The organism is Streptomyces sp. NBC_00988 (genome assembly GCF_045162645.1).
Lineage (GTDB): Bacteria > Actinomycetota > Actinomycetes > Streptomycetales > Streptomycetaceae > Streptomyces.
The window spans coordinates 5,961,859-5,987,081 of sequence record NZ_CP108730.1 but is presented as its reverse complement, the minus strand read 5'-3'; the positions used below and the strand labels follow the sequence as shown (position 1 = coordinate 5,987,081).

The 25,223-nt window shown below is 66.3% G+C and carries 18 protein-coding genes and 3 rRNA genes; 9 read left to right on the top strand and 12 right to left on the bottom strand.

Annotated elements, in window-relative coordinates; translation table 11 throughout:
• Positions 1 to 49 precede the first annotated feature (49 nt).
• The 5 genes from OG496_RS27350 (at position 50) to OG496_RS27330 (ending at position 7,038) form a co-directional block, all read left to right on the top strand.
• Positions 50 to 580, top strand: a complete 531-nt coding sequence (locus OG496_RS27350; RefSeq protein WP_366499175.1) for a MarR family transcriptional regulator — start codon at positions 50 to 52, stop codon at positions 578 to 580.
• Positions 581 to 1,245: 665 nt separating this feature from the next.
• Positions 1,246 to 2,773: ribosomal RNA gene (locus OG496_RS27345) — 16S ribosomal RNA — on the top strand.
• A 313-nt stretch (positions 2,774 to 3,086) separates the two neighbouring features.
• Positions 3,087 to 6,209 (top strand): 23S ribosomal RNA (locus tag OG496_RS27340).
• A gap of 95 nt (positions 6,210 to 6,304) precedes the next feature.
• Positions 6,305 to 6,421, top strand: a 5S ribosomal RNA gene (rrf, locus tag OG496_RS27335).
• Together the 16S, 23S and 5S rRNA genes form the textbook arrangement of a ribosomal RNA operon.
• Positions 6,422 to 6,492: 71 nt before the next feature.
• Positions 6,493 to 7,038, top strand: a complete 546-nt coding sequence (locus tag OG496_RS27330; RefSeq protein ID WP_366496556.1) for a GNAT family N-acetyltransferase — start codon at positions 6,493 to 6,495, stop codon at positions 7,036 to 7,038.
• 36 nt (positions 7,039 to 7,074) lie between these two features.
• On the opposite strand, the gene OG496_RS27325 is transcribed toward OG496_RS27330, so the two are convergent.
• The 9 genes from OG496_RS27325 to OG496_RS27285 all read right to left on the bottom strand — a co-directional run bounded on the left by OG496_RS27325 (position 7,075) and on the right by OG496_RS27285 (position 18,603).
• A complete protein-coding gene (locus tag OG496_RS27325; protein WP_405972757.1) occupies positions 7,075 to 8,520 on the bottom strand; it encodes a type IV secretory system conjugative DNA transfer family protein in 1,446 nt (481 codons plus the stop codon).
• Between the two features lie 16 nt (positions 8,521 to 8,536).
• Positions 8,537 to 9,970 (bottom strand): ATP-binding protein, encoded by a 1,434-nt coding sequence (locus OG496_RS27320; protein WP_366496558.1) that lies wholly within the window; start codon positions 9,968 to 9,970, stop codon positions 8,537 to 8,539.
• 7 nt (positions 9,971 to 9,977) lie between these two features.
• On the bottom strand, positions 9,978 to 11,537 hold the full coding sequence (locus tag OG496_RS27315; RefSeq protein WP_366496559.1) for an SCO6880 family protein: 1,560 nt from the start codon (positions 11,535 to 11,537) through the stop codon (positions 9,978 to 9,980).
• A complete protein-coding gene (locus tag OG496_RS27310; RefSeq protein WP_405972756.1) occupies positions 11,534 to 12,856 on the bottom strand; it encodes a hypothetical protein in 1,323 nt (440 codons plus the stop codon). Before OG496_RS27310 ends, OG496_RS27315 begins: the two co-directional genes overlap by 4 nt.
• A complete protein-coding gene (locus OG496_RS27305) occupies positions 12,846 to 13,691 on the bottom strand; it encodes a hypothetical protein (RefSeq protein WP_405972755.1) in 846 nt (281 codons plus the stop codon). Before OG496_RS27305 ends, OG496_RS27310 begins: the two co-directional genes overlap by 11 nt.
• A gap of 169 nt (positions 13,692 to 13,860) precedes the next feature.
• Complete coding sequence (locus OG496_RS27300; protein ID WP_019065418.1) at positions 13,861 to 14,169, bottom strand: hypothetical protein; 309 nt, start codon at positions 14,167 to 14,169, stop codon at positions 13,861 to 13,863.
• Positions 14,170 to 14,545: 376 nt separating this feature from the next.
• Complete coding sequence (locus tag OG496_RS27295; RefSeq protein WP_405972754.1) at positions 14,546 to 15,859, bottom strand: peptidase S8; 1,314 nt, start codon at positions 15,857 to 15,859, stop codon at positions 14,546 to 14,548.
• Between the two features lie 417 nt (positions 15,860 to 16,276).
• A complete protein-coding gene (locus OG496_RS27290) occupies positions 16,277 to 17,638 on the bottom strand; it encodes a peptidase S8 (protein ID WP_405972753.1) in 1,362 nt (453 codons plus the stop codon).
• A gap of 368 nt (positions 17,639 to 18,006) precedes the next feature.
• Complete coding sequence (locus tag OG496_RS27285; RefSeq protein ID WP_405972752.1) at positions 18,007 to 18,603, bottom strand: TetR/AcrR family transcriptional regulator; 597 nt, start codon at positions 18,601 to 18,603, stop codon at positions 18,007 to 18,009.
• A gap of 99 nt (positions 18,604 to 18,702) precedes the next feature.
• Here OG496_RS27285 and OG496_RS27280 point away from each other — a divergent pair, with 99 nt between their 5' ends.
• Positions 18,703 to 19,647: an oxidoreductase gene (locus tag OG496_RS27280; protein ID WP_405972751.1), complete on the top strand. Its 945-nt coding sequence runs from the start codon at positions 18,703 to 18,705 to the stop codon at positions 19,645 to 19,647.
• Here the strand turns inward: OG496_RS27280 and OG496_RS27275 are convergent.
• Together OG496_RS27275 and OG496_RS27270 are read right to left on the bottom strand one after the other, a co-directional pair.
• Positions 19,644 to 20,027 carry a VOC family protein gene (locus OG496_RS27275; RefSeq protein WP_405972750.1) on the bottom strand — a complete coding sequence of 128 codons (384 nt, stop codon included), beginning with the start codon at positions 20,025 to 20,027 and terminating at the stop codon, positions 19,644 to 19,646. The two genes, OG496_RS27280 and OG496_RS27275, sit on opposite strands and share 4 nt — an antisense overlap.
• Entirely contained in the window at positions 20,020 to 20,343 is a 324-nt protein-coding gene (locus tag OG496_RS27270; RefSeq protein ID WP_405972749.1) for a DUF397 domain-containing protein, read from the bottom strand. The genes OG496_RS27275 and OG496_RS27270 overlap by 8 nt, the downstream gene beginning before the upstream one ends.
• A 188-nt stretch (positions 20,344 to 20,531) precedes the next feature.
• Here OG496_RS27270 and OG496_RS27265 point away from each other — a divergent pair, with 188 nt between their 5' ends.
• The 3 genes from OG496_RS27265 (at position 20,532) to OG496_RS27255 (ending at position 23,319) form a co-directional block, all read left to right on the top strand.
• Positions 20,532 to 21,317 (top strand): trypsin-like peptidase domain-containing protein, encoded by a 786-nt coding sequence (locus tag OG496_RS27265; RefSeq protein ID WP_366496568.1) that lies wholly within the window; start codon positions 20,532 to 20,534, stop codon positions 21,315 to 21,317.
• A 183-nt stretch (positions 21,318 to 21,500) separates the two neighbouring features.
• Positions 21,501 to 22,445, top strand: coding sequence for an NlpC/P60 family protein (locus OG496_RS27260; protein WP_405976715.1), 945 nt, complete (start codon positions 21,501 to 21,503; stop codon positions 22,443 to 22,445).
• A gap of 166 nt (positions 22,446 to 22,611) precedes the next feature.
• Positions 22,612 to 23,319: a phosphatase PAP2 family protein gene (locus tag OG496_RS27255; protein ID WP_405972748.1), complete on the top strand. Its 708-nt coding sequence runs from the start codon at positions 22,612 to 22,614 to the stop codon at positions 23,317 to 23,319.
• A gap of 127 nt (positions 23,320 to 23,446) precedes the next feature.
• Here the strand turns inward: OG496_RS27255 and OG496_RS27250 are convergent, their stop codons facing one another.
• Positions 23,447 to 25,018: an FAD-binding oxidoreductase gene (locus OG496_RS27250; protein WP_405972747.1), complete on the bottom strand. Its 1,572-nt coding sequence runs from the start codon at positions 25,016 to 25,018 to the stop codon at positions 23,447 to 23,449.
• Positions 25,019 to 25,223 lie beyond the last annotated feature (205 nt).

The following is a 25,223-nucleotide window of genomic DNA, read 5'->3' as shown; positions in this document are numbered from 1 at the left end:
CATCTAGAAGGACTTCAACGCCAAGCGAACCCGTGCGATACTCATGCCCATGGGCGAACCGACACTCGACGAGCAGATCGCCGCCTACCAGCGCGAGTTCAAGGACCTCGACCCCCAGGTCGAGAAAATCGTCTCGGCCCTGGGCCGCCTGAACCGCCGCATGAACGTCGCCTACGGCCGCCAGACCGCGAACCTCGGCATGAGCAGCGCCGAGTGGGAGGTCCTCAAGGCCCTGGTCCTCGCCGGCGCCCCCTATCGGATGGGCCCGAGCGACCTCGCCAAGCGCCTCGGCCTCACGCCGGCCGCGATGACCCACCGGATCGACCGCATGGTCACCGAGGGGCTGGTCACCAGGGAGCGGGACGAGTCCAACCGCGTCCGTGTGATCGTCGAGCTGACGCCCGAGGGCCGCGGCAAGTGGTTGGAGGCGATGCGCATGGCGACGGTCTTCGAGGAGGACCTCCTCCAGGACCTCTCCCCGGTGGAGCGCACAGTCCTCGGGGAGGTCCTGACCCGCCTGCTGCGTAGGGTGGAGCACGCCCAGCCGGACGCTGGCGGACGGCTCAGCGACCTCGAATAAAAGATCTTGACAGAGGGTGCTTGACAGCCCCCTGCTCGATCCGTAAAGTTCTTCGGGTTGCCGCCGAGCCGTAACGGTTCTCCGGCAGTACCTCCGCCGCGACAGCGGCAACCCAAACCAACCGCACGATCTCCCAACGGGATTGATTTCGGCGTGCCCGAATTCAATTCGATTTGGGCTCGGCTGTTGTTCGATCAGGTCACTGGGCCTCGATTGGAACTCCGCCGGGGGAATCGGCTAAGGTTTGAGACGTCGGAACGGCCCAAGGGCCGGGATGGCAGCCCACTCTGACTGGGAGTCAGGCCCGAAAGGATCTGATAGAGTCGGAACCGCCGGAAAGGGAAACGCGGAAGCGGAAACCTGGAAAGCACCGAGGAAATCGGGACCGGAAACGGTCTGATAGAGTCGGAAACGCAAGACCGAAGGGAAAAGCCCGGAGGAAAGCCCGAGAGGGTGAGTACAAAGGAAGCGTCCGTTCCTTGAGAACTCAACAGCGTGCCAAAAATCAACGCCAGATATGTTGATACCCCGTCTCCAGTCATCGTCTGATGTCTGGGGCGTGGTTCCTTTGAAGAAAACATACAGCGAGGACGCTGTGAACGGTCGGGCTTATTCCGCCTGACTGTTCCGCTCTCGTGTGTGTCGTTCCCGATTACGGGAAGACATTCACGGAGAGTTTGATCCTGGCTCAGGACGAACGCTGGCGGCGTGCTTAACACATGCAAGTCGAACGATGAACCACTTCGGTGGGGATTAGTGGCGAACGGGTGAGTAACACGTGGGCAATCTGCCCTGCACTCTGGGACAAGCCCTGGAAACGGGGTCTAATACCGGATAATACTCCTGCACTCATGTGTGGGGGTTAAAAGCTCCGGCGGTGCAGGATGAGCCCGCGGCCTATCAGCTTGTTGGTGAGGTAATGGCTCACCAAGGCGACGACGGGTAGCCGGCCTGAGAGGGCGACCGGCCACACTGGGACTGAGACACGGCCCAGACTCCTACGGGAGGCAGCAGTGGGGAATATTGCACAATGGGCGAAAGCCTGATGCAGCGACGCCGCGTGAGGGATGACGGCCTTCGGGTTGTAAACCTCTTTCAGCAGGGAAGAAGCGCAAGTGACGGTACCTGCAGAAGAAGCGCCGGCTAACTACGTGCCAGCAGCCGCGGTAATACGTAGGGCGCAAGCGTTGTCCGGAATTATTGGGCGTAAAGAGCTCGTAGGCGGCTTGTCACGTCGGGTGTGAAAGCCCGGGGCTTAACCCCGGGTCTGCATTCGATACGGGCTAGCTAGAGTGTGGTAGGGGAGATCGGAATTCCTGGTGTAGCGGTGAAATGCGCAGATATCAGGAGGAACACCGGTGGCGAAGGCGGATCTCTGGGCCATTACTGACGCTGAGGAGCGAAAGCGTGGGGAGCGAACAGGATTAGATACCCTGGTAGTCCACGCCGTAAACGGTGGGAACTAGGTGTTGGCGACATTCCACGTCGTCGGTGCCGCAGCTAACGCATTAAGTTCCCCGCCTGGGGAGTACGGCCGCAAGGCTAAAACTCAAAGGAATTGACGGGGGCCCGCACAAGCAGCGGAGCATGTGGCTTAATTCGACGCAACGCGAAGAACCTTACCAAGGCTTGACATACACCGGAAAGCATTAGAGATAGTGCCCCCCTTGTGGTCGGTGTACAGGTGGTGCATGGCTGTCGTCAGCTCGTGTCGTGAGATGTTGGGTTAAGTCCCGCAACGAGCGCAACCCTTGTCCTGTGTTGCCAGCGTGCCCTTCGGGGTGACGGGGACTCACAGGAGACCGCCGGGGTCAACTCGGAGGAAGGTGGGGACGACGTCAAGTCATCATGCCCCTTATGTCTTGGGCTGCACACGTGCTACAATGGCCGGTACAATGAGCTGCGATACCGTGAGGTGGAGCGAATCTCAAAAAGCCGGTCTCAGTTCGGATTGGGGTCTGCAACTCGACCCCATGAAGTCGGAGTTGCTAGTAATCGCAGATCAGCATTGCTGCGGTGAATACGTTCCCGGGCCTTGTACACACCGCCCGTCACGTCACGAAAGTCGGTAACACCCGAAGCCGGTGGCCCAACCCCCTTGTGGGGAGGGAGCTGTCGAAGGTGGGACTGGCGATTGGGACGAAGTCGTAACAAGGTAGCCGTACCGGAAGGTGCGGCTGGATCACCTCCTTTCTAAGGAGCATCTAGGCCGCCAAGTTCGCTTGGTGGTCCAGGGCCATTACGTCGGCAGATGTCCGACGGTGGTTGCTCAAGGGTGGAACGTTGATTATTCGGCACTGTCGGTCATCTCTTGGCTGCGAGTACTGCTCTTCGGGGCGTGGAAAGCTGATCATGAGTGGCGATGGTGCCGGGCACGCTGTTGGGTGTCTGAGGGCACGGCCGAGAGGCTGCCTTCAGTGCCGACCCCAGTGAACTTGCCCAGTAGGGCAGGGTGATGGGTGGTTGGTCGTTGTTTGAGAACTGCACAGTGGACGCGAGCATCTGTGGCCAAGTTTTTAAGGGCGCACGGTGGATGCCTTGGCACCAGGAACCGATGAAGGACGTGGGAGGCCACGATAGTCCCCGGGGAGTCGTCAACCAGGCTTTGATCCGGGGGTTTCCGAATGGGGAAACCCGGCAGTCGTCATGGGCTGTCACCCTTGCCTGAACACATAGGGCAAGTGGAGGGAACGCGGGGAAGTGAAACATCTCAGTACCCGCAGGAAGAGAAAACAACCGTGATTCCGGGAGTAGTGGCGAGCGAAACCGGATGAGGCCAAACCGTATACGTGTGAGACCCGGCAGGGGTTGCGTGTACGGGGTTGTGGGATCTCTCTTTCACAGTCTGCCGGCTGTGAGACGAGTCAGAAACCGTTGATGTAGGCGAAGGACATGCGAAAGGTCCGGCGTAGAGGGTAAGACCCCCGTAGTCGAAACGTCAACGGCTCGTTTGAGAGACACCCAAGTAGCACGGGGCCCGAGAAATCCCGTGTGAATCTGGCGGGACCACCCGCTAAGCCTAAATATTCCCTGGTGACCGATAGCGGATAGTACCGTGAGGGAATGGTGAAAAGTACCGCGGGAGCGGAGTGAAATAGTACCTGAAACCGTGTGCCTACAAGCCGTGGGAGCGTCGCGCATCAAGTTTACTTGGTGCGTCGTGACTGCGTGCCTTTTGAAGAATGAGCCTGCGAGTTTGCGGTGTGTTGCGAGGTTAACCCGTGTGGGGAAGCCGTAGCGAAAGCGAGTCCGAATAGGGCGATTTAGTAGCGCGCTCAAGACCCGAAGCGGAGTGATCTAGCCATGGGCAGGTTGAAGCGGAGGTAAGACTTCGTGGAGGACCGAACCCACCAGGGTTGAAAACCTGGGGGATGACCTGTGGTTAGGGGTGAAAGGCCAATCAAACTCCGTGATAGCTGGTTCTCCCCGAAATGCATTTAGGTGCAGCGTCGTGTGTTTCTTGCCGGAGGTAGAGCACTGGATAGGCGATGGGCCCTACCGGGTTACTGACCTTAGCCAAACTCCGAATGCCGGTAAGTGAGAGCACGGCAGTGAGACTGTGGGGGATAAGCTCCATGGTCGAGAGGGAAACAGCCCAGAGCATCGACTAAGGCCCCTAAGCGTACGCTAAGTGGGAAAGGATGTGGAGTCGCAGAGACAACCAGGAGGTTGGCTTAGAAGCAGCCACCCTTGAAAGAGTGCGTAATAGCTCACTGGTCTAGTGATTCCGCGCCGACAATGTAGCGGGGCTCAAGCGTACCGCCGAAGTCGTGTCATTCCAGCAATAGGGCCAACGCCTGCTGGGATGGGTAGGGGAGCGTCGTGTGCCGGGTGAAGCCGCAGCGGAAGCTAGTGGTGGACGGTTCACGAGTGAGAATGCAGGCATGAGTAGCGATACACACGTGAGAAACGTGTGCGCCGATTGACTAAGGGTTCCTGGGTCAAGCTGATCTGCCCAGGGTAAGTCGGGACCTAAGGCGAGGCCGACAGGCGTAGTCGATGGATAACCGGTTGATATTCCGGTACCCGCTGTGAAGCGTCAAACATCGAGCCCATTAATGCTAAGGCCGTGAAGCCGTTCCGGACCCTTCGGGGAATGGAAAGTGGTGGAGCCGCCGGCCCAAGATGGTAGTAGGTGAGTGATGGGGTGACGCAGGAAGGTAGTCCATCCCGGGCGGTGGTTGTCCCGGGGTAAGGGTGTAGGACGAGTGGTAGGCAAATCCGCCACTCACATAGTCTGAGACCTGATGCCGAGCCGATTGTGGTGAAGTGGATGATCCTATGCTGTCGAGAAAAGCCTCTAGCGAGTTTCATGGCGGCCCGTACCCTAAACCGACTCAGGTGGTCAGGTAGAGAATACCGAGGCGTTCGGGTGAACTATGGTTAAGGAACTCGGCAAAATGCCCCCGTAACTTCGGGAGAAGGGGGGCCATCACCGGTGAGAGGATTTACTCCTTGAGCTGGGGGTGGCCGCAGAGACCAGCGAGAAGCGACTGTTTACTAAAAACACAGGTCCGTGCGAAGCCGTAAGGCGATGTATACGGACTGACGCCTGCCCGGTGCTGGAACGTTAAGGGGACCGGTTAGTCACTCTTCGGGGTGGCGAAGCTGAGAACTTAAGCGCCAGTAAACGGCGGTGGTAACTATAACCATCCTAAGGTAGCGAAATTCCTTGTCGGGTAAGTTCCGACCTGCACGAATGGCGTAACGACTTCTCGACTGTCTCAACCATAGGCCCGGTGAAATTGCACTACGAGTAAAGATGCTCGTTTCGCGCAGCAGGACGGAAAGACCCCGGGACCTTTACTACAGTTTGATATTGGTGTTCGGTTCGGCTTGTGTAGGATAGCTGGGAGACTGTGAACTCTGGACGCCAGTTCAGGGGGAGTCGTCGTTGAAATACCAGTCTGGTCGTGCTGGATGTCTAACCTGGGTCCGTGATCCGGATCAGGGACAGTGTCTGATGGGTAGTTTAACTGGGGCGGTTGCCTCCTAAAGAGTAACGGAGGCGCCCAAAGGTTCCCTCAGCCTGGTTGGCAATCAGGTGTTGAGTGTAAGTGCACAAGGGAGCTTGACTGTGAGACCGACGGGTCGAGCAGGGACGAAAGTCGGGACTAGTGATCCGGCGGTGGCTTGTGGAAGCGCCGTCGCTCAACGGATAAAAGGTACCCCGGGGATAACAGGCTGATCTTCCCCAAGAGTCCATATCGACGGGATGGTTTGGCACCTCGATGTCGGCTCGTCGCATCCTGGGGCTGGAGTCGGTCCCAAGGGTTGGGCTGTTCGCCCATTAAAGCGGTACGCGAGCTGGGTTTAGAACGTCGTGAGACAGTTCGGTCCCTATCCGCTGCGCGCGCAGGAACATTGAGAAGGGCTGTCCCTAGTACGAGAGGACCGGGACGGACGAACCTCTGGTGTGCCAGTTGTTCTGCCAAGGGCATGGCTGGTTGGCTACGTTCGGGAGGGATAACCGCTGAAAGCATCTAAGCGGGAAGCCTGCTTCGAGATGAGTGTTCCCACCCCCTTGAGGGGTTAAGGCTCCCAGTAGACGACTGGGTTGATAGGCCGGATCTGGAAGGCGGGTAACCGCTGGAGGTGACCGGTACTAATAGGCCGAGGGCTTGTCCTCAGTTGCTCGCGTCCACTGTGTTGGTTCTGAAACCACGAACAACCCCACATCCCTGGGTTATGCGGGGTGTGGTGCGGTTGTCTGTTTCATAGTGTTTCGGTGGTCATAGCGTGAGGGAAACGCCCGGTTACATTCCGAACCCGGAAGCTAAGCCTTACAGCGCCGATGGTACTGCAGGGGGGACCCTGTGGGAGAGTAGGACGCCGCCGAACAAGTATTGCGAAAACCCCCGTACCGTTAATTCGGTACGGGGGTTTTCTGCGTTTCGGCTACCGTGGCTGGCATGAACTACAAGATCCGTTCGATACGCGCCGACGAGTGGGCCGCGGCGAAGGAACTGCGGCTCGTCGCCCTGCGGGATCCCGTCGCGCATCTTGCCTTCCTGGAGACCTACGACACGGCGCTGGCCCAGCCGGACTCCTTCTATCAGGAGCGGGCCGTAGGGGCAGCCGAAGGTGCTGAAAAGGCTCAGCAGGTCATTGCTGAGGGGCCCGACGGGGAGTGGGTCGGGACGGTGACCGTGCTGCTTGAGGAGGCCGGGACCGTTGACTGGGCCGGCTTCGCGGTCGAGCGGAAGCAGGGGCACATCGTCGGGGTGTTCGTGCGGCCGGAGGTGCGGGGCATCGGGCTGACCGAGGTGCTCTTCGATGCTGCCCTTGAGTGGGCCTGGGGGCGTGGGGTCGAGCGGGTGCGGCTCATCGTGCATGAGGACAACGAGCGGGCTCGGCGGTTCTACGGCAAGGTCGGTTTCATACCCACGGGTGTCGTCGTTCCGTTGGGCGGGAACTCGGACGAGCGTGAGCTGGAGATGGTGGTCGAGCGGCCGTAGCCGTGGCTGTAGCTGTAGGGGTCGTAAGTCCCCTTGCTAGGCCGGTAGTTCGTGGTGGGGCCAGCGGGCCCTGGCCTGTTCTCTGGAGCGGAGGAGGGCCAGGGTCGGCAGGCCTCGGTCCGCTCCTGTGGCGAGGAGTTCCGGGAGTTGGGGGAGCGGGGCCACGGCGGCGACGTCGTCCAGGACAAGCGTCATTGGTGGGTCGAGGCGACCGGCCGATGACCGTTCGGCCATGTGCCGGCCGCGCTCGACCACGCTTGATGCGAGGGCGGTGAGGAGAGGCATCGCGCCCGGGTTCGTACGGGGGTCCTCGATGGATTCACCGACCAGATAAAGCGTGCCCCCTTCGTTCGCGAAGGAATCCAAGGAGAGGGCGTCAGTTCTGTTGGGTGTGCAGGCTTCGCGGATGTTGACCGTGGAGAGGGAGGAGAGCGCGCGGCTCGTCAACTCCTGGGCGATGTCCCGGCGTTCGGGGTGGGACGTGAGTGCCGCCTCCAGTTCGCCTGCCGCGCCGGGGGCTGCCTTGGGGTTGGTGCGGAGGATTCTTACCGCGTCCTGGATCTGGGTGCCCTGGGACCAGCGGTGGACGTGGCGGATGGTGCGGCCGTCGATCGCGGCGGCGTGCAGGTAGCTGCGGAGGAGTGTCTCGGCCGTGTCCGCTACTGCCTGGTCGATCTTTGCCGTGGGTCTTACCGGGGTGAGGAGGGCCGTGGCTCTCTTCACCGCTGTTTGTTTGTCCTCGCAGCCCGTTGTGGGGGACCAGTGGAGGCGGGCCGGGGTGTCGCAGAGGTGGGCGGGGTCGTAGAGGAGGACTGGGCCCAGTTTGGCTCTGGCGTCTTTGGTGTCCTGCCAGACGGCGGAGTTGGAGGTGACTACGAGGGTTGGGCCTTCCGCGTCCCGTACGGCCTGGGTTGCGGTCGCGTGGCGGCTTTCCGGCGGTGCCACGAAGATTCTTTCCCACCCGCCCGCCCGATCACCGCCGACTGGAGAGGCTGAGGAGAGGGGCGCCGCAATCGGCGGCTGTTCGAGGAGCGCCGTTGGCTGAGGTTGAGGTTGAGGTTGCGGCTCCGGTCTCTGAGCCGGTACCTCGTGGACCTCCGGTGCTGGCTGCTCTGTCCGGTTCCGGGCCCGTACCGCGCGCCATCTCGCCAGTGTGCCCATCACGAACACCGTCAGGACGACCAGGATCATCAACTGGCCGATGAACAGGCCCCAGAAGAGGCCGTAGCCGGAGAACTCGGCGGGTGGGGACTGGGGCCAGGCGCCGGTGATGTCGTGCGGCTGGGCGATCAGGTGGCGCATGGCCATCGGGGTGCGGGCGAAGGTCACGCCGGTCGGCCAGGCGCCCTTGGAGAACAGGGCGGCCAGGCCCGTCGCCGACCACACCAGCAGCGTCATGCCGATGAGGAACGCGAGCAGGCTCACCAACAGGCCGTCGGGGATGCCCCCTTGGCGCTCGCGTCCACCGTCGTCCGGTCTCATGTCATGCCACCGCCGTTCACGCCACCGTGGACTCGGAGGAGCCGTCGAGATCGCTCAACTGCTGTTCCATGAAGGCCGCCGCGCGTTCCTCGGCCTCCAACTCGGCGGCGCGCAGGGCGTCGTCGGTCAGTTCCTGGTCGTGGTCGCGGGAGGACTGGGTCATCGCGCGGTCGGTGAAGACGAGGGGGCGTTCCGTCTCGGTGATCAGGTGTTTGACCACCTGGACGTTGCCGTTGACGTCCCAGACCGCGATGCCGGGGGTGAGGGTGGGGATGATCTCCACCGCCCAGCGTGGCAGGCCCAACACCCGTCCTGTGGCGCGTGCTTCGTCCGCCTTCTGGGCGTAGATCGTTCGCGTCGACGCCATCTTCAGGATCGCCGCGGCCTCCTTCGCCGCCGCTCCGTCGACGACGTCCGACAAGTGGTGGACCACCGCCACGAACGACAGGCCCAGGCGGCGGCCGAACTTCAGCAGGCGCTGGAAGAGTTGGGCCACGAAGGGGCTGTTGATGATGTGCCAGGCCTCCTCGACCAGGAAGATGCGCTTCTTCCGGTCGGGGCGGATCCAGGTGTGTTCCAGCCAGACGCCGACGATCGCCATCAGGATGGGCATGGCGATGGAGTTGCGGTCGATGTGGGACAGGTCGAAGACGATGAGCGGGGCGTCGAGGTCGATGCCCACCGTCGTCGGGCCGTCGAACATGCCGCGGAGGTCGCCGTCGACCAGGCGGTCGATGACGAGGGCCACGTCCAGGCCCCACGCCCGTACGTCGTCTATGGCGACGTTCATCGCCTCGGCCGACTCCGGTTCGGGGTGGCGCAGTTGCTCGACGATGTCCATGAGGACCGGCTGGCGTTCGACGATCGTCTCGTTGACGTAGGCGTGCGCCACCTTCAGCGCGAAGCCCGAGCGTTCGTCGAGTCCGTGGCCCATCGCCACCTCGATGATCGTTCGGAGCAGGGCGAGTTGGCCTGTCGTCGTGATCGCCGGGTCGAGGGGGTTGAGGCGGATTCCCATGTCCAGGGCGGCGGTTGGGTCCAGGCGGATGGGGGTTATCCCCAACTCCTCCGCGATCAGGTTCCATTCGCCGACGCCGTCCTCGCCCTGGGCGTCCAGGACGACCACCTGGCGGTCGCGGAAGCGCAGTTGGCGTAGGACGTACGTCTTCTCCAGGGCCGACTTGCCGTTGCCGGACTCGCCCAGCACCAGCCAGTGGGGGGCGGGGAGTTGCTGGCCGTAGAGCTGGAAGGGGTCGTAGATGTAGCCCTTGCCGGAGTAGACCTCGCGGCCGATGATGACGCCCGAGTCGCCCAGGCCGGGGGCGGCCGTCGGCAGGTAGACCGCCTGGGCCTGGCCTGTCGAGGTGCGGACCGGGAGGCGGGTGGACTCGATCTTTCCGAAGAGGAAGGACGTGAAGGCGTCCGTGAGGATGGACAGCGGATCCCGCATCTGAGCCCTACCTCCGGATGCCGGTGGCGAACGGCAGTGTGTTCACAAACGCGCGGTGGTGCTCGCGGTCGCACCACTCCAGCTTCAGATACGACTTGCCGGCGGACGCCCTTATCGTGCGTTTGTCGCGCGCGAGGGCCTCGGGGTTGCGGGAGGAGACGGTGATGTAGCCGACCAGGTTCACGCCGGCCGCGCCGCTCGCCAGGTCCTCGCCGCGCTGGTCCATGCGGCCGTGGGCGGCCACGTCACGGGGGTCGACGGTGCGGTTCATCTTGGCGGCGCGGGAGGCGTCGGCCTCGTCGTTCGTCTTCTCGGTCAGCATGCGCTCGATGGCGATCTCGGTGGGTTCGAGGTCCATCGTGACGGCGACCGTGCGGATGACGTCCGGGGTGTGAACCAGCAGCGGGGCAAGGAAGTTGACGCCCACCGGGGTCATCGGCCACTCCTTCACCCAGGCCGTGGCGTGGCACCACGGCTCGCGGGTCGACGACTCACGGGTCTTCGCCTGGAGGAACGTCGGTTCCATGGCGTCGAGTTCGGCAGGCCAGGCGTTGCGCTTCGTCATCGCCTGGAGGTGGTCGATGGGGTGGTCCGGGTCGTACATGGAGTGGATCAGCGAGGCGAGCCGGCCCTGGCCGAGCGGCTGCCGTACGCGGATGTCCGCCTCCTGCAACCGCGAGCAGATGTCGGTGAGTTCACGCGCCATGACGACCGCGAGGCCGGCGTCGCGGTCGAGCTTGCGGCCCGCGTGGGGGCGGGAGGCGCGGGCCATCGCGTGGGCCTCGGCGGAGAGTTCGCGGGTGAAGTGCATGCAGGCGACGAGGTAGGCGCGGTGCTGCTCGCTGCTGGTGGACACCATCGACTGCAGTTGGTCGTACGACTGCTGCAGCCAGGTCAGTGACTTCTCGTCGCCGCGCTGGGCGACGTCCTTGGCGTGCGCGTCCGGGTCCGCGGGCAGGGTGCGGGCGAGCATCTGGATGCGGGTGACGAAGCCGTCGCCGTTCGCCACGTGCTTGAGGAGGGTGCCGAAGCGGTCGACGAGGGCCTCCTGGTCCTCGCTGTCGCGCAGGCCGACGCCCGGTCCCTCGATCTCGATCGCCGCGGTGACCGTACGGCGGTCGGCGTGCAGCAGTACGGCGATCTCGTCGGGTCCGAAGGGGGCGGCCAGCCAGTTGATCCGGCCGATCCCGGGCGGCGGGCCGACCTCGACCTCGCGTCCGTCGAGGTGGACGCCGGCCTCCACGACGGAGGAGCGGTACGTCGTGCCGTTGCGCAGGGTCCGCTTGTAACTGCGGTTGATCTCGAACCACTTGTAGAACGTACGGCGCTTGTACGGCACGTAGACCGCCATCAGCGCCAGCATCGGGAAGCCCGTCAGCAGCACGATGCGCAGGGACAGGACGGGGACGAGGAGTCCGCTCATCATGCCGAGGAACGCGCCCACGATGATGAGCGCGATCTCGCCGGTCTCGCGATTCTTGCCGACGATCGCGTTCGGCCGGGCCCGGCCGATGAGATATGTCCGGCGGGGCGTGATCGGATGGGACAGGTGGGACTCTGTCGTCAACGCCCTTCACCTCCCGTGCGGTTGTTGCGGGCGTTGCTGGCGTGCGGGGTGTTCGCCGGGCTCTGGCGGGGTGCGGGCGCGGCGGAGGGGACGGCTCCGCCGCCGCCGTTCGACGGGCGGCTGCTGTGGGCCGCGACGCCGCCGGAGACCGGGTTGGACGGGCGGGCGCCGCCGCCGGACGAGGACTGGCCGCCCCCGCCGTCGTTCGTGCGGGCGCTGTGGGTCTTGATGCCCTGGGCGACCATGGTGGCCGGGGAGCTGATGACCGCGGCGGCCTTGCCCTCGGCGCCCTGCATGATGCGGTTGTTGCGGCCGCCGGCGATCTCGTCGCCGAAGCCGGGGACGAAGCGGTAGATCATCGCGCTGGCGAAGATGGCGAGCAGGATGATGGCGAGGCCGGAGACGACGGCGGAGAACGAGTCCGGGCCGTCGGCGGTGGACAGCGCGCCGGCCAGGCCCAGCACGATCACGATGACCGGTTTGACCAGGATCACCGCGATCATGATGCCGGCCCAGCGGCGGACGTGGCCCCACAGGTTCTTGTCGACGAGGCCCGCGTAGACGACGGTGCCGAGGAGGGCGCCGACGTAGAGGAGGGCGGCGCGGATGACGAGCTCCAGCCAGAGGACGCCGGCGGCGAGGATCGACACCAGGGAGACCACGATCAGCATGATCGGGCCGCCGCCGATGTTGTTTCCCTTGGCGAGGGCGCCGGAGAAGTTGCCGAAGAAGGTGTCCGTCTGGTTGCCGGTGGTTTTCGCGAGGACCTCGGTGATGCCGTCCGTGGCGGAGACGACCGTGTACAGGATCAGGGGGGTGAACGCGGAGGCGATGACCGTGAGCCAGAGGAAGCCGATGGCCTCGGAGATCGCGGTGGTGAGGGGGACGCCCCGTACCGCGCGCTTCGCTACCGCGAGGAGCCACAGGAGGAGGGTGAGGATCGTGGACGCGGCGAAGACGACGGCGTACTGCTGAAGGAACCTGGGGTTCGTGAAGTCGACGTTCGCCGTCTCTTTGACCGCGTCGCTGAGCTTGTCGATGGTCCAGGAGGCGGCTTCGGCGCAGCCCTTTCCCAGGGAGGAGAGGGGGTCGAGGGTGTCGGTGGTGCTGGGGGTGGTGGTCCCGGAGCCGGTGCCGGCCTTGCCGGTCTCGCAGATGTCCTTGGCGTCGCCGACGAGGAGCCTGCAATCCGCCTTCCCGGAGGGCGTGGGGGACGGCGTGGGGGCTGCGACGGCGCGGGTGGCCAACAGCACGGCGGTGGTCTGTACGGCGGTGAGGGCGGCCGCGACCTTGAGTACGCGACCCGATTTACCGGGCATAGGTGAACCCTCCGTACTCCTGAACGGCCTTGGCCATGGCGTCGGCGGTCGATGCCTTGTTGTCACCGGGGACAGGGGCGGGGCCGTCCTTCTGGGAGAAGCTGTCGGCTTTCCAGTCGGTGTCGGCCCAGCGCAGGTGGAGCGTCAGGGTGAACCAGTCGCTGGTCACCGGGTTGGTCGAGGCCGTGCCGGCCGTGCCGTACAGCCCGGTGCACCAGACCTCCACCGTGGCCGCGGTGTCCGAGTAGCTCGTGACCTTGGTGCCGATGGGCACGGTGCGGGAGACGTAGGTGTTGCCCGAGGTCGCGTTGCCGTTCTCGTCCAGGCCGAGCTTGCTCAGGAAGTCCTTGGAGTAGGCCCGGTCGAGGCTGTTCTGCAGCGCGGTCTGCTTGTCGGCGGCGAAGACCTGCTGCACGATCTCGCTGCGCCGGGCCGGCTTGAGGATGTCGGCCGAGACGAGCACCGTCGCGTAGTTGGTCCCCGCGCTCTCCGCGCCCTGCTGGTCGTGCGCGAACCCGGCCGGGATCCCGCTCGCGTTCGTCTCCACCGGCTTCGTCCCGCTCGCCGCCGTGGACGCGGCGTCCGGCTTCGAACCGCTTGACGTGCTGCCGTTGTTCGAGGAGGAAGTGCCGTCTCCGCGGTTGGCGAAGGCGATCGCGGCGATGAGGAGTACGACGACCCCGACCACCGTCACGAGGCTTTTGGAGGAGGACGACCGGCCGCCGCGGCGGGCGCCTCCGTAGATGTCCCCGCCGGTTCCCTGGGGCAGGCGGGTGCGGGTCTGGCCGGTGCCGCCGTAACCGCCGGAGGTCTCGTGCTCGTCTCCGGGACTCATGCCGGGTACGCCCCTTCGCCGTCGTCCAGAAACACCTGGAAGTACGACGGTAGCCGTGCTGGTTCCCGCGCGGGCGCGGAGTGGTGACTCGACATCAGGGAAACGCAACCTCAGCCGGTGGGCACGACGGGCGGGTGGGGTGGGGAGAGGGGGACTCCGGTCGGGACGGCTAGACAGCCATGCCGTACACGATCGTGAAGAGGGTGCCGAGGGAGCCGATGATGAAGACGCCGGTCAGGCCGGCGACGATGAGCCCCTTGCCCTGTTCCGCGCTGAACGTGTCGCGGAGCGCCGTCGCGCCGATGCGCTGTTTGGCCGCACCCCATACGGCGATACCGAGGCAGAGCAGGATGGCGACCGCCATCACGACCTCGATCATCACCTTCGCCTCGTTACCCAGGCTGCCGAAGGGGCCCCAGTCCGGAGCGATCCCGCCGATGATGGTGTTGATGTCTCCCTTGTCGGCCGCGAAGAGCATGTAAGTCACCGCCCCTGGTGGGTAGTTCCGCATCCCCTGCAGGTGCGCAGAGGTCAGGCATCATTGTCGCCGACAAAGGCGCCGTCCGATGTCGACTTGGCGTCATTGATTGGCGGGTTTCGTACGAATACCCCGTACGGTCACTCTGTGTATCACGGCAGGTAACGCCGGGCAACGATTCCGGTGCGGAACCTGTCCGTGGTTCGGTCGTTAGCCCCTGATTACTCGATGTGGTTCGCGTTGATGTTCTCATGATGAACGGGCCGCGGCTGGATGCCGCGGCCCGTTCTCCCGTGCCAGGTGTGGCCCCCACGACCCACTGTGGCACGACATGTGACTGAGGATCAGTTCAGGGTGGGGGGCAGGTCACCGTCCGTCAGTTGGCGAAGGCGGACACACCTTCCGGGGTGCCCCAGCCGGTCGGGCCGTCGTAGCCGGTCTCGGCGGTGCAGAAGTACGCCGTCGAGCAGGAGCCGTTGTAGCCGCTGGTGACGTCGTTGAGGGACGAGGTGCCCGCGTAGTCGTAGGGGTACTGCGCCGGGTAGGTGCCGCTGGCCGGGGTGCCGGCCAGGGCGTAGACGCCCGCGATGATCGGCGCGGAGACGCTGGTGCCGCCGAAGGTGTACCAGCCGGCGGTGACGCCGTAGGAGTCGTAGACGGAGACGCCGGTGGCGGGGTCCGCCACGGCGGAGACGTCGGACTCCATGCGCTTGGTGCAGCCGGTGTCGGTCTGCCAGGTGGGCTTGGCGTCGTAGGAGGAGCAGCCGGAGCCGGTGCCCTCGGTGCTGGAGGTGCGCCAGACGGCCTCGGTCCAGCCGCGGGTGGTGGAGGAGGTGGAGAGCTTGGTGCCGCCGACCGCCGTCACGTACTGGGACGTTGCCGGGTACTCGGCGCCGTAGGCGCTGTCACCGGAGGAGACGGTGATGGCCACGCCCGCGTGCTTGTAGTACGAGGTGTCGTACGTCGTCTGGGAGGAGGACTCGGAGCCGCCGTAGGAGTTCGAGACGAACTTGGCGCCCAGGGTCACGGCCTCGTTCTCGGCGGTGCCGAGGTTGGCGTAGCTGGCGCTGGTGGCCTCGACGAGGGTGATGTTGCAGAGCGGGCAGATCGCGCTCGCCATGTCGAGGTCGAGGGAGATCTCCTCGGACCAGCCGGCGTCGCTGGTGGGGAGGGACGTCGTGGAGCCGGTCTGACTGACCTTCTTGAAGCAGCCGTTGGCCGTCGTGCAGGCCGAAAGGCCGTAGTACGAACGGTAGGTGGCGAGGTCGGCCTCGGCGTTCGGGTCGTTGTACGCGTCGACGATCGCGATCGTCTCGCCGGAGCCGTTGGAGGCGGCGGCGGAGGTCAGGCCGTAGGCGGACCGGAGGTTGGTCGGGCTGTAGCCGGAGGGGGTCGACGCGTCGGCCGCCTTGGGGGTGATGCCGGTCTTCGCGGCCTGCATCCTCTGGAAGGCGGTGAGGCCGCCGGTGACGCGGTAGGACTTGCAGGTGAGGTCGCCCGTGTGCTTGGGGGTCGCACAGGGGGTGGCGGCGTACGTCACCTTCGTGGAGGTGGTGGCGCTCGCCGCGGCGTCGGCCTGTACGGCGGTGCCGAGGCCGGTGAAGACGAGTGCGGCTGTGGCTATGACGACGGACCCTGTGCGGCGCCATCTACCGTGCGTGTGGGGGGAGTTGGGGGTCGTGGTACGCAAGGTGCAGCCTCCTGAGTCGGTGGAACAGGGGCGGTGCGGGTGCGTGTCGCCGGTGCGGTTTCCCCGGCGGTGGGGGGCGGCCCGCGATGACGATCCCTTGTTGAGTACGCGACAACAAGAGGCTGCTGGAATCCTGACCTCCGTATTGCCGAACGGGGTGTGGGCCTTACTTTCCGATGGCTGTCCGATGGCCATCGAGTGGCGCCCGCTTGACCCAACTCACAGTATTTCCATGGTGTTTCCACTGGTCACGCAGTCGCTTAGCACACGGGCGCATGGGGTGTGGGGCATGGCGAACGGGCCGCGGCTGGTTGCCGCGGCCCGTTGCCATGTGCTCCGCCGAGGGGACCCCACGTCCCCCTCTTGCCGGCGGCTCCCCGTGACCCGACGGGGAGGTTCTCGCGGAGTGGAGCGCGGTCAGCCGGTGAAGGCGGACACGCCCTCCGGGGTGCCCCAGCCGGTCGGGCCGTCGTAGCCCGAGCCGGCGGTGCAGAAGTAACTCGTCGAGCAGGAGCCGTTGTTGCCGCTCGTCACGTCGTTCAGGGCGGAGGTGCCGGCCGCGGCGTAGGGGTACGAGGCCGGGTAGTCGCTGGTGCCCGGGGTGCCGGCCAGCGCGTAGACCGAGGCGATGATCGGGGACGAGGCGCTGGTGCCGCCGTAGGTGCCCCAGCCGGTGCCGTCGTCGCCGTAGGTGTCGTAGACCGAGACGCCCGTGGCGGGGTCGGCGACCGCGGAGACGTCGGAGATCATGCGCTTGGTGCAGCCCGTGTCGGTCTGCCAGGTGGGCTTCGCGTCGTACGCGGAGCAGCCGGAGCCGGTGCCCTCGGTGCTGCTGGTCTTCCAGACGGACTCGGTCCAGCCGCGGGAGTTGGAGGACGTGGAGAGCTTGGTGCCGCCGACCGAGGTGACGTAACGGGAGCCGGCCGGGTACTCGGCGCCGTAGGCCTCGTCGCCCGCGCTCGCGGTGATGGCGACGCCCGCGTGCTTGTAGTACGAGGTGTCGTACGTCGTGTCGGAGGAGGACTCCGAGCCGCCATAGGAGTTGGAGACGAACTTCGCGCCCAGCTTCACGGCCTCGTTCACCGCGGTGCCGAGGTTGGCGTCGCTCGCCGACTTGGCCTCGACCAGGAGGATGTTGCAGTTCGGGCAGGTCGCGCTGACCATGTCGAGGTCGAGGGACTCCTCACCGGCCCAGCCGCTGTCGGCGGTGGGGAGGGAGGTCGTCGAGCCGGTCTGACTGACCTTGGTGAAGCAGCCGTTGGCGACCGTGCAGGCCGAGAGCCCGTAGTACGAGCGGTAGGTGGCGAGGTCGGCGGCGGCGTTCGGGTCGTCGTAGGCGTCGACGATCGCGACGGTCTCGCCGGAGCCGTTGTCGGCGGCCGCGTCGGCGAGGCCGTAGGCGGACTGGATGTCCGAGGGGCCGTAGCCGGTGGGGTCGTCCGAGGCGGCCTTCGGGGAGATGGTCTTGGGCGTGACGCCCTTCAGCGCGGCCTGCTTCTCCATGAAGGCGGTGGTGCCGCCGGTGACACGGAGGGCGTTACAGGCGGCGAAGCCCTTCTTCGGGGTCGCGGCGCAGCCGATCTTCGCGTACTGCACGTGGGCCTTGGCGACCTGTGCGGCGATCGTCTTGGCGGTCGCCTTGTGGGGGGTGGTGGCGGCGCTCGCGTGGGCCGCGGTGCCGAGTCCGGCGAGCAGGAGCGCGGCGGTCGCGGCGGCGGCGGAGCCGATTCTGCGCCAGTTGCCGCGTATGTGGGGGGAATTGGGGGGTGACGTACGCAACGTACAGCCTCCAGAGAGAGGTGGGCAGAGGCCTGCGGGTGGGGGGTCCACCGGTGAGGTTCCCGGTGGGGGCGGCGGCCCGCGACGACCATCTCTTGTTGAGTACGTGACAACAAGGAGGGTTCCGGAATTCTGACTTCCGCGTTACTCAAGGGGGTTGGGGGATTGCTGATCAGTGGCGGCGGGATGGGGTGGGGATGGCTCGGGCTTGACTCTCTCCACGGGAACTTCACAGCGGGACGCGCGTTGACTGTCGACCGGGGGAGGGGGTTGGGGGAGCTGGTGTTTGCGGGTGCGGGGGGTGTGCGTGCTGGTTGCGCCCGCGCGGCGGAGCCGCATATCGATACAGCCCCGCGCCCCTAAGGGCATCAGGGTTCGCGGGGTGTCAGGCCGTTCAGCAAGTGGTGGATCAAGGCGGGGATGTCGGCTACCGCGGCCTCGGGGGTGAGGGTGCCCTGGGCTGCGAAGGAGGCCGTGCCGTGGAGGGCGGCGCCGAGGACCAGGGCGATGGTCCAGGGGGGGCCGGGGATCATCTCGCCGCGCTCCTGGGCGTCGGTGACGATCTGTACGAACTGGGTCGTCGTGCCGTCGACGGCCGCCCGGAGCTGCTCGGAGATGTCCGCGTCGTGCTTGCGGGAGTACATGACCTCCAGCAGCTCGGCGTTCGTGACCGCGAAGTGGACGTAGGTCCTGGCCAGTTCGGTGAGGCGGGTTTCGAGGGGCAGGTCGGGGCTGTCCGCGGTGGTCAGTTCCTTGGCCATGCGCTCGAAGCCGGTCAGGGCGAGGGCGTCCACCAGGGCCTGCTTGTCCTTGAAGTGGCGGCCGGGGGCCGCGTGGCTGACGCCCACGTCCCGGGCCAGTTCGCGCAGGGACAGCGCCGCGACCCCCTTCTCCAGCAGGGTGCGCTCCGCGCTCGCGAGCAGGGCGGAGCGCAGGTCTCCGTGGTGATAGGGGCGTACAGACATGCGAGCCATCGTATCCCGATGTTGTCGATGCCGACATTGTTGTCACCGTCACCATTGTTGTCATTGACAGCATTGTTGGCGTTGCCTACATTGAGAGGCATGGACAACACGGACAGGACCATCAGCAGCAAGGGCACCAGCAAGAGCAAGGTCAAGTGGGACGTCGGGCGGATTCCCGGCCTCTCCGGGCGTACCGCCGCCGTCACCGGTGCCAACAGCGGGATCGGGTTCGCGGCCGCCGCCGAGCTGGCCCGCGCGGGCGCGCATGTCGTGTTCGCCGTACGGGACCTGGAGCGGGGGCGGGCCGCGGCGGCCAAGGTGGGCGGGAGTATCGAGGTGCGGCGGCTGGATCTCGCGGATCTGGCGTCCGTGCGGGAGTTCGCCGAGGGCTGGGACGGGCCGCTGGACCTGCTCGTCAACAACGCCGGCGTGATGATGCTCCCCGAGCAGCGGACGCGCGACGGCTTCGAGATGCAGTTCGGCACGAACCACCTGGGCCACTTCGCCCTCACGAACCTGCTGCTGCCGTACATCACCGACCGGGTGGTGACCGTCTCCTCCGGCGCGCACCGGATGGGCGACGGCATCATCCACTTCGAGAACCTGAACCTGGACGGGATCTACAGCCCGCAGCGCGCGTACTCCCAGTCCAAGCTCGCCAACCTGCTCTTCACGCTCGAACTCCAGCGCAGGCTCACGGAGTCGGGCTCACGCGTCCGCTCCCTCGCGGCCCACCCGGGCTGGGCGGCGACCAACCTCCAGAGCCATACGGCGAACCCGGTCGCGCGCGTGCTCATGGCCGTCGGCAACAAGGTCCTCGCCCAGGACGACAAGGGCGGCGCCCTGCCGACGCTCTTCGCGGCGACCCAGGACCTTCCGGGCGCGAGTTTCGCCGGCCCGAGCGGGATGGGCGAGATGCGGGGCGCGCCGACGCTGGTGGGGCGGAGCACGGCGGCGAGCGACGTGGAGGCGGCGGAGCGGTTGTGGGAGGCGTCGGAGGGGCTTACGGGAGTGGTGTTCCCGCTGGTGAGTGCCGCGCGCTAACTCCAGGTGCGGGCACGGGCGTTGAAGACCTCGGGGTCGCTGTGCACCGGCAGGACGCAGAGCAGGTGGCCACCGGGGGCGCGCAGGACCCGGCACTCCAGCCAGCGGGCGGTCTCGGTAGCGCCGAGGGTGAGCAGGCGGGCCGTTTCCGCCTCCACGTCGTCGGTCTCGATGTCGATGTGGAAGCGGGGGTTGGGGTCGTCGATGGACTGAATCGCCGTGACCAGGCCGGGGATCGCCTCGTGGAGCGTGGTGAACTGCTCCTCGCCGGGGACCGGTTCCGCCGGGGTGCCGAGTGCCGCCGACCAGAAGGCCGCGGCAGCGGCGGCCTCCGGGCCGGGGGTGTCGATCAGGAGGGCGTAGACGCGGCTTCTATGCATCTGGCGCGTTCGGCGAATCCGGCCCGATTCCCGTGGTTTCCGGGGGTGTTGGGTCCGTCGCGTCCTCCACGTCCTCCACGCCCTCCACTCCCTCCACGAAGTGGTCGAACTCGCCTGCCTGTACGCCGAGTACGAAGGCGTCCCACTTGCGGCGATTGGTGGTGACGACGTTCTCCGGGTCGCTGGTCTCGCGGATGTAGACCGGGGCCTCGCCGTCGTCGCCCGGACCGAAGGCGAGCTCGATCCAGGGGCCGGGGCCCGTGGCATCCGGCGGGGCGGCTCGTTCCCAGGTGAGGTCGGGGGGGATGTCAGACACGGGGTTTCCTTCGTCGGGTGCCGGGGAGACGACGAGTATCGCGCAGGAGAGGCGGGAGGGGCGGACGGACAGTACGGTGGACAGACCGCCGGACCAAGCGTCGACCTGAGCGCGAACGCGCTGTTCACAGCGAAATTTCAGTAAACGTCGACGTCCTTTCTCACCTTCGTGGGACAGAGTGGGGCCCGATGAAGCGCAGCTCACGCATCTCCCGTTCCGCTCGCCTCGCGGGCAACCGCAGGTACGCGCTGTTCGTCGCCGTGGTGACGCTGGCGCTCACCTCGGCGTCCGTGGCGACCGCCGACGACGGCCCCGGGCCCTTCGGCGTGACCACCGTGACCGAGGTGAGCAAGCAGAGCGTGCGGGTGGGCGCCCTGTTCGGGGCGGCCCATGCGACCAGCCTCGCCGGCGGGCACCACTGCACCGCGTCCGTGGTGCACAGCGCGGGGCACAACCTCATCGTCAGCGCCGCGCACTGCCTGGACGGGGACCCCGGCGACGTGTTCGTGCCGGGCTACCGGGACGGCAGGGCGCCGTACGGGGTGTGGAAGGTCGAGCAGCGGTTCCTGCCGGACGGGTGGTCCAAGGGGCAGGCCGAGGACAGTGACATCGGCTTCGCCACGCTCGTCGAGGTCGGCGGTAAGAACGTCGAGGACGTGGTCGGGGCCGACCGGTTCACGACCGGGACGGCGACCGGGGCCACGGCGGTGACGATCACCGGGTATCCCTCCGCCACCGACCAGCCCATCAGCTGCACCAACAAGCCCACCCAGCACAGCGGCACCCAGCAGCGCATCGACTGCCCGGGCTTCACCGGCGGCACCAGTGGCAGTCCCTGGATCAACGGGGACCAGCAGGTCGTGGGCGTCATCGGCGGGCATGAGCAGGGCGGGCTGACGCCGGACATCTCGTACAGCGTCGTGCTCGGGAAAGAGGCGGCCGAGTTGTACAAGGATGCGACGACTGACCCGTAATAAGGAGCCGCACTAGGCTCCGTCGACTCGCTGAATACGCGTCAGATGTGGTGGAAGCACGGCGAAATGCCGCCACCCTGCCCCGAAATGGCCTTGAACAGGGCTGACATGGGGGAGGGTTGAGCCGTGCGAAAAGTATGGGTGGCCGGTGGGGTCGCGGCTGGGCTGGGGCTCAGCTTTGTGATGCTGCTCGTCGTCGGGGTCTACCTCGTCGCCGGGAACCTCGTGAACGGGGCCGGCGGCGGGAGCGTCGCGCTCGCCAAGGGCGCGGTGCCGACGGCGTATTCGGCGCTCGTGCAGAAGTGGGGCAACCTCTGCCCCGCCCTCAACCCCGCACTGCTCGCCGCCCAGCTGTACCAGGAGAGCGGGTTCAACCCGAACGCGAAGAGCCCGGCGAAGGCCGAGGGGATAGCGCAGTTCATCCCCGGCACCTGGGCCACGCACGGGATCGACGGCAACGGCGACGGCGTACGCAACGTATGGGATCCGAATGACGCGATTCCGTCGGCCGCGACCTACGACTGCGAGCTCGCCTCGTACGTGAAGGACGTGCCGGGGAACCAGACCGCGAACATGCTCGCCTCGTACAACGCGGGGGCGTACGCGGTCATCAAGTACGGGGGCGTGCCGCCGTACTCCGAGACCAAGAACTACGTGAAGACGATCACGACGCTGTCGCAGAGCTTCGCCGCGCCCGTTACCCGGGTCGATCCCTCCGAGCAGGCCGCCACCGCCATCAACTACGCCCAGGGCAAGCTCGGCACGCCGTATCTGTGGGGCGGGAACGGTACCGCCGACCAGGGCGGGCGCTTCGACTGCTCGGGGCTGACCAAGGCCGCGTTCGCCCAGGCGGGGATCACGCTGCCGCGCGTCGCGAACGATCAGTACAACGCGGGACCGCATCCGCAGCGGGCCGAATTGCTGCCGGGAGATCTGGTGTTCTTCTCGGACGACCTGACCAATTCCCGGGCCATCCGGCATGTGGGGATTTATGTCGGCGGCGGGTACATGATCGACGCACCCCGGACGGGTGCTGTGATCCGGTTCGACCCCATTGACACCCCCGATTACTTCGGCGCCACCCGGGTCACCGAAGATGGCGCGAAAGCGCTCCCCACGACGGTGTGAACCGAGCGTGAACCCACCCCCTGAGCTGCGGCGATGAGTCTCTCTTCGATAACGTCTGAGTGATCATTCGGTGGAGGGTGGAACGTATTAAGCGGGACCGTGCGTTCCTGTTCAGTAATGCGCACGAGAGGTGCGCCCGGAACTACGACGAAGGAGCCGCAGCACCATGGCTGTACTCGCCGAATCCGGGTCGAATCCCGACGTCGATCTGCTCTACGACATCAATGGGCTCGCCAAGGACGCACCGCACTGGTTCGACCGCGGCATGGAGTTCGTCGGTGAGTACGGGTTGCTCGTCGCGATGGTGCTGCTCGTGGTGTGGTGCTGGTGGTCCGTGCGGCGGCGTGGCGGCGAGGACGCCGCGGGCTCCGTTGCCGGGCTTGTGTGGGCGCCGTTGGCCGCCTCGCTTGCCGTCCTCGTGAACGTGCCCATCCGCGGGTTCGTGGAGCGGCCCCGGCCGTTCCTCGACCACACCGGGCTGGATGTGCTGATCTCCGGGAAGACCGACTACTCGTTCGTGAGCGATCACGCGACCATCACCATGGCGATGGGGGTCGCGTTGTTCGTCGCGGACCGGCGGTTCGGGGTGGCGGGGATCGGGATCGCGCTGTTGGAAGGGTTCTGCCGGGTCTACATGGGCGTGCACTATCCGACCGACGTGATCGGTGGGTTCGCGCTGGGTACGGCTGTCGCTCTGCTTCTGTCGCCGGTTGCCATGGCTCTGCTCACGCCGGTGCTCAAGGCGGTCGAGGGTTCGGCGTGGGGTGGGTGGCTGGTTCGGTCGGCCGGCGCCCGCGGGGTGGGGAGCGACGCCTTGATTCCGGGGGCCCGCACCGAGTCGTCCGGTACCGAGGAGCGGGACCTCGCGGCGTAGGGCTCCGCCGGGAGACCGGGAGACAGGGAGACCGGGGTACTGGGAGGCCGGTGTGTCGTCTGCAGGTCCGTTGTGGCTGGGCGCGCAGTTCCCCGCGCCCCTTAGGGTATTGCGCAACCGGAGCTGACTAGAGCCCCTGGGGATACGTGAAGAAGTGGGTCGGGTCGTACTGCTTCTTCAGGGTCGCCAGGCGGGTTGCCGCGTCGCCGTAGTACGCCTTGCGCCAGTTGGTGAGAGTCGGGTCCGTGTAGTTCTGGTAGGCCGCGCCGGAGGCGTAGGGCTTCATGGCGTTGTGGAAGGACGTCAGCCAGGACTGGGCCGATGTGCCGGCCGTGCCGGAGGGCCAGGAGACTATGTACTGGGCCAGGATGCGCGAGCGGCGGTGGACGAAGGCCGTCGCCGTGGGGGAGACGCGGTTGACCGCGCCGCCGAGGGCCGTCAGGGCGATGTCGCCGGAGTTGCCGCGGACCGCCTTCATCTGGTTGAGCATCGTCTGGATGCCCGTGGCTGAGATCGAGCGGTCGAAGAAGTCGGAGCGGCCCACGTAGGTCTCCCGCGCCAGCGCGCCCTGCGGGGAGCGGCCCGGGGTCGAGCCGGGGAGGTGGCACTGCGCGTCCGTAGAGAAGGACGTGCAGCCCGCGTACGCGTCCATCGACTCCTCGTACGTGTGCCGCTTCAGCGAGACGCTCGACGCGTTGCCGCCGACCAGGTGGGCCAGCTTGTCGACCGCGTTCTGGAGTTCGTTGTAGGTGCCCAGCGAGAAGCACGCGACCGAGACCCTGGGGGTGCCACCGGGCGTGTTCGTCAGGTGGCAGGACGACCAGATCTCGTCGGGCTGGTCCGGGCCCCACTCCTGCCAGGCCTTCACCACGGCCGCCGCCATCGACGACGGCCAGGTCAGATAGCCCGATACGGCCTGGGGTGCGGGGTGCGTCTTGAACTGCAGCTCCGTCACGACGCCGAAGTTGCCGTTGCCCGCGCCGCGCAGCGCCCAGAACAGGTCTTTGTTCTCAGTGGAGTTGGCGACCAGCTGCTTGCCGTCCGCCGTGATCAGCGTGGCCTGGGTGAGGCTGTCGCAGGTCAGGCCGTACGCCCGGGAGACCACGCCGTGGCCGCCGCCCAGGGTGAGGCCGGAGACGCCGACCGTCGGGCAGGAACCCGCGGGGATCGTGACGCCCTTCGCGGCGAGACCCCGGTACACGTCGATCAGCTTGGCGCCGGCGCCGACGACCGCGGAGGAGCCGCTCGCCCGGATCTTGTTCAGCTTCGACACGTCGACGATGAGGCGGCCGTCGCCGGAGGAGTAGCCGGCGTAGGAGTGGCCGCCGTTGCGGATCGCGACGCGGATGTTGTGGGCACGGGCGTAGGAGAGGACCGAGCGGATGTCGTCGGGGTTCGCGACGTACGCCACCGCGGCCGGCTTCAGGGAGTCGAAGCGGGTGTTGTAGAGCTGGTGGGCCGTCTTCCAGGAGGCGTCACCGGGGCGGACCAGGGTGCCGTCCAGCTCACGGGCCAGGGCGGCCCAGTTGGCGGCGGCCGCGGCGGTGGTCGTGCGCAGGCCGGTCGTGCCCGTCGAGCTGGAGGCGTTGGTCGCCGTGGCGGTCGCGTCACCGCCGCCGGTGTTCTTGCCGTTGCACGCGGTGGTCGCGACCGCCGCTATCGCGGCCACGCCGCCGCCTATGAACGAACGCCGTTCCATTTCGCCTCCTGTGGGGTTCCGTCAAGTGAGATACGGGCCGGACCCCACAAGTTCTCGTGCGCATGTCACAGGTTCGGAACAGGCAGATGCCCCGTGGCATCCGTCCTGGCCTGGCTTCTCGCCCGTCTCGCCGGACCCCGCCAGCCGCAGACGCAGCGGGCGAAGCAGAAGGGGCCCTGCTCGACCGTCGTCGTGCTGTGTTCGG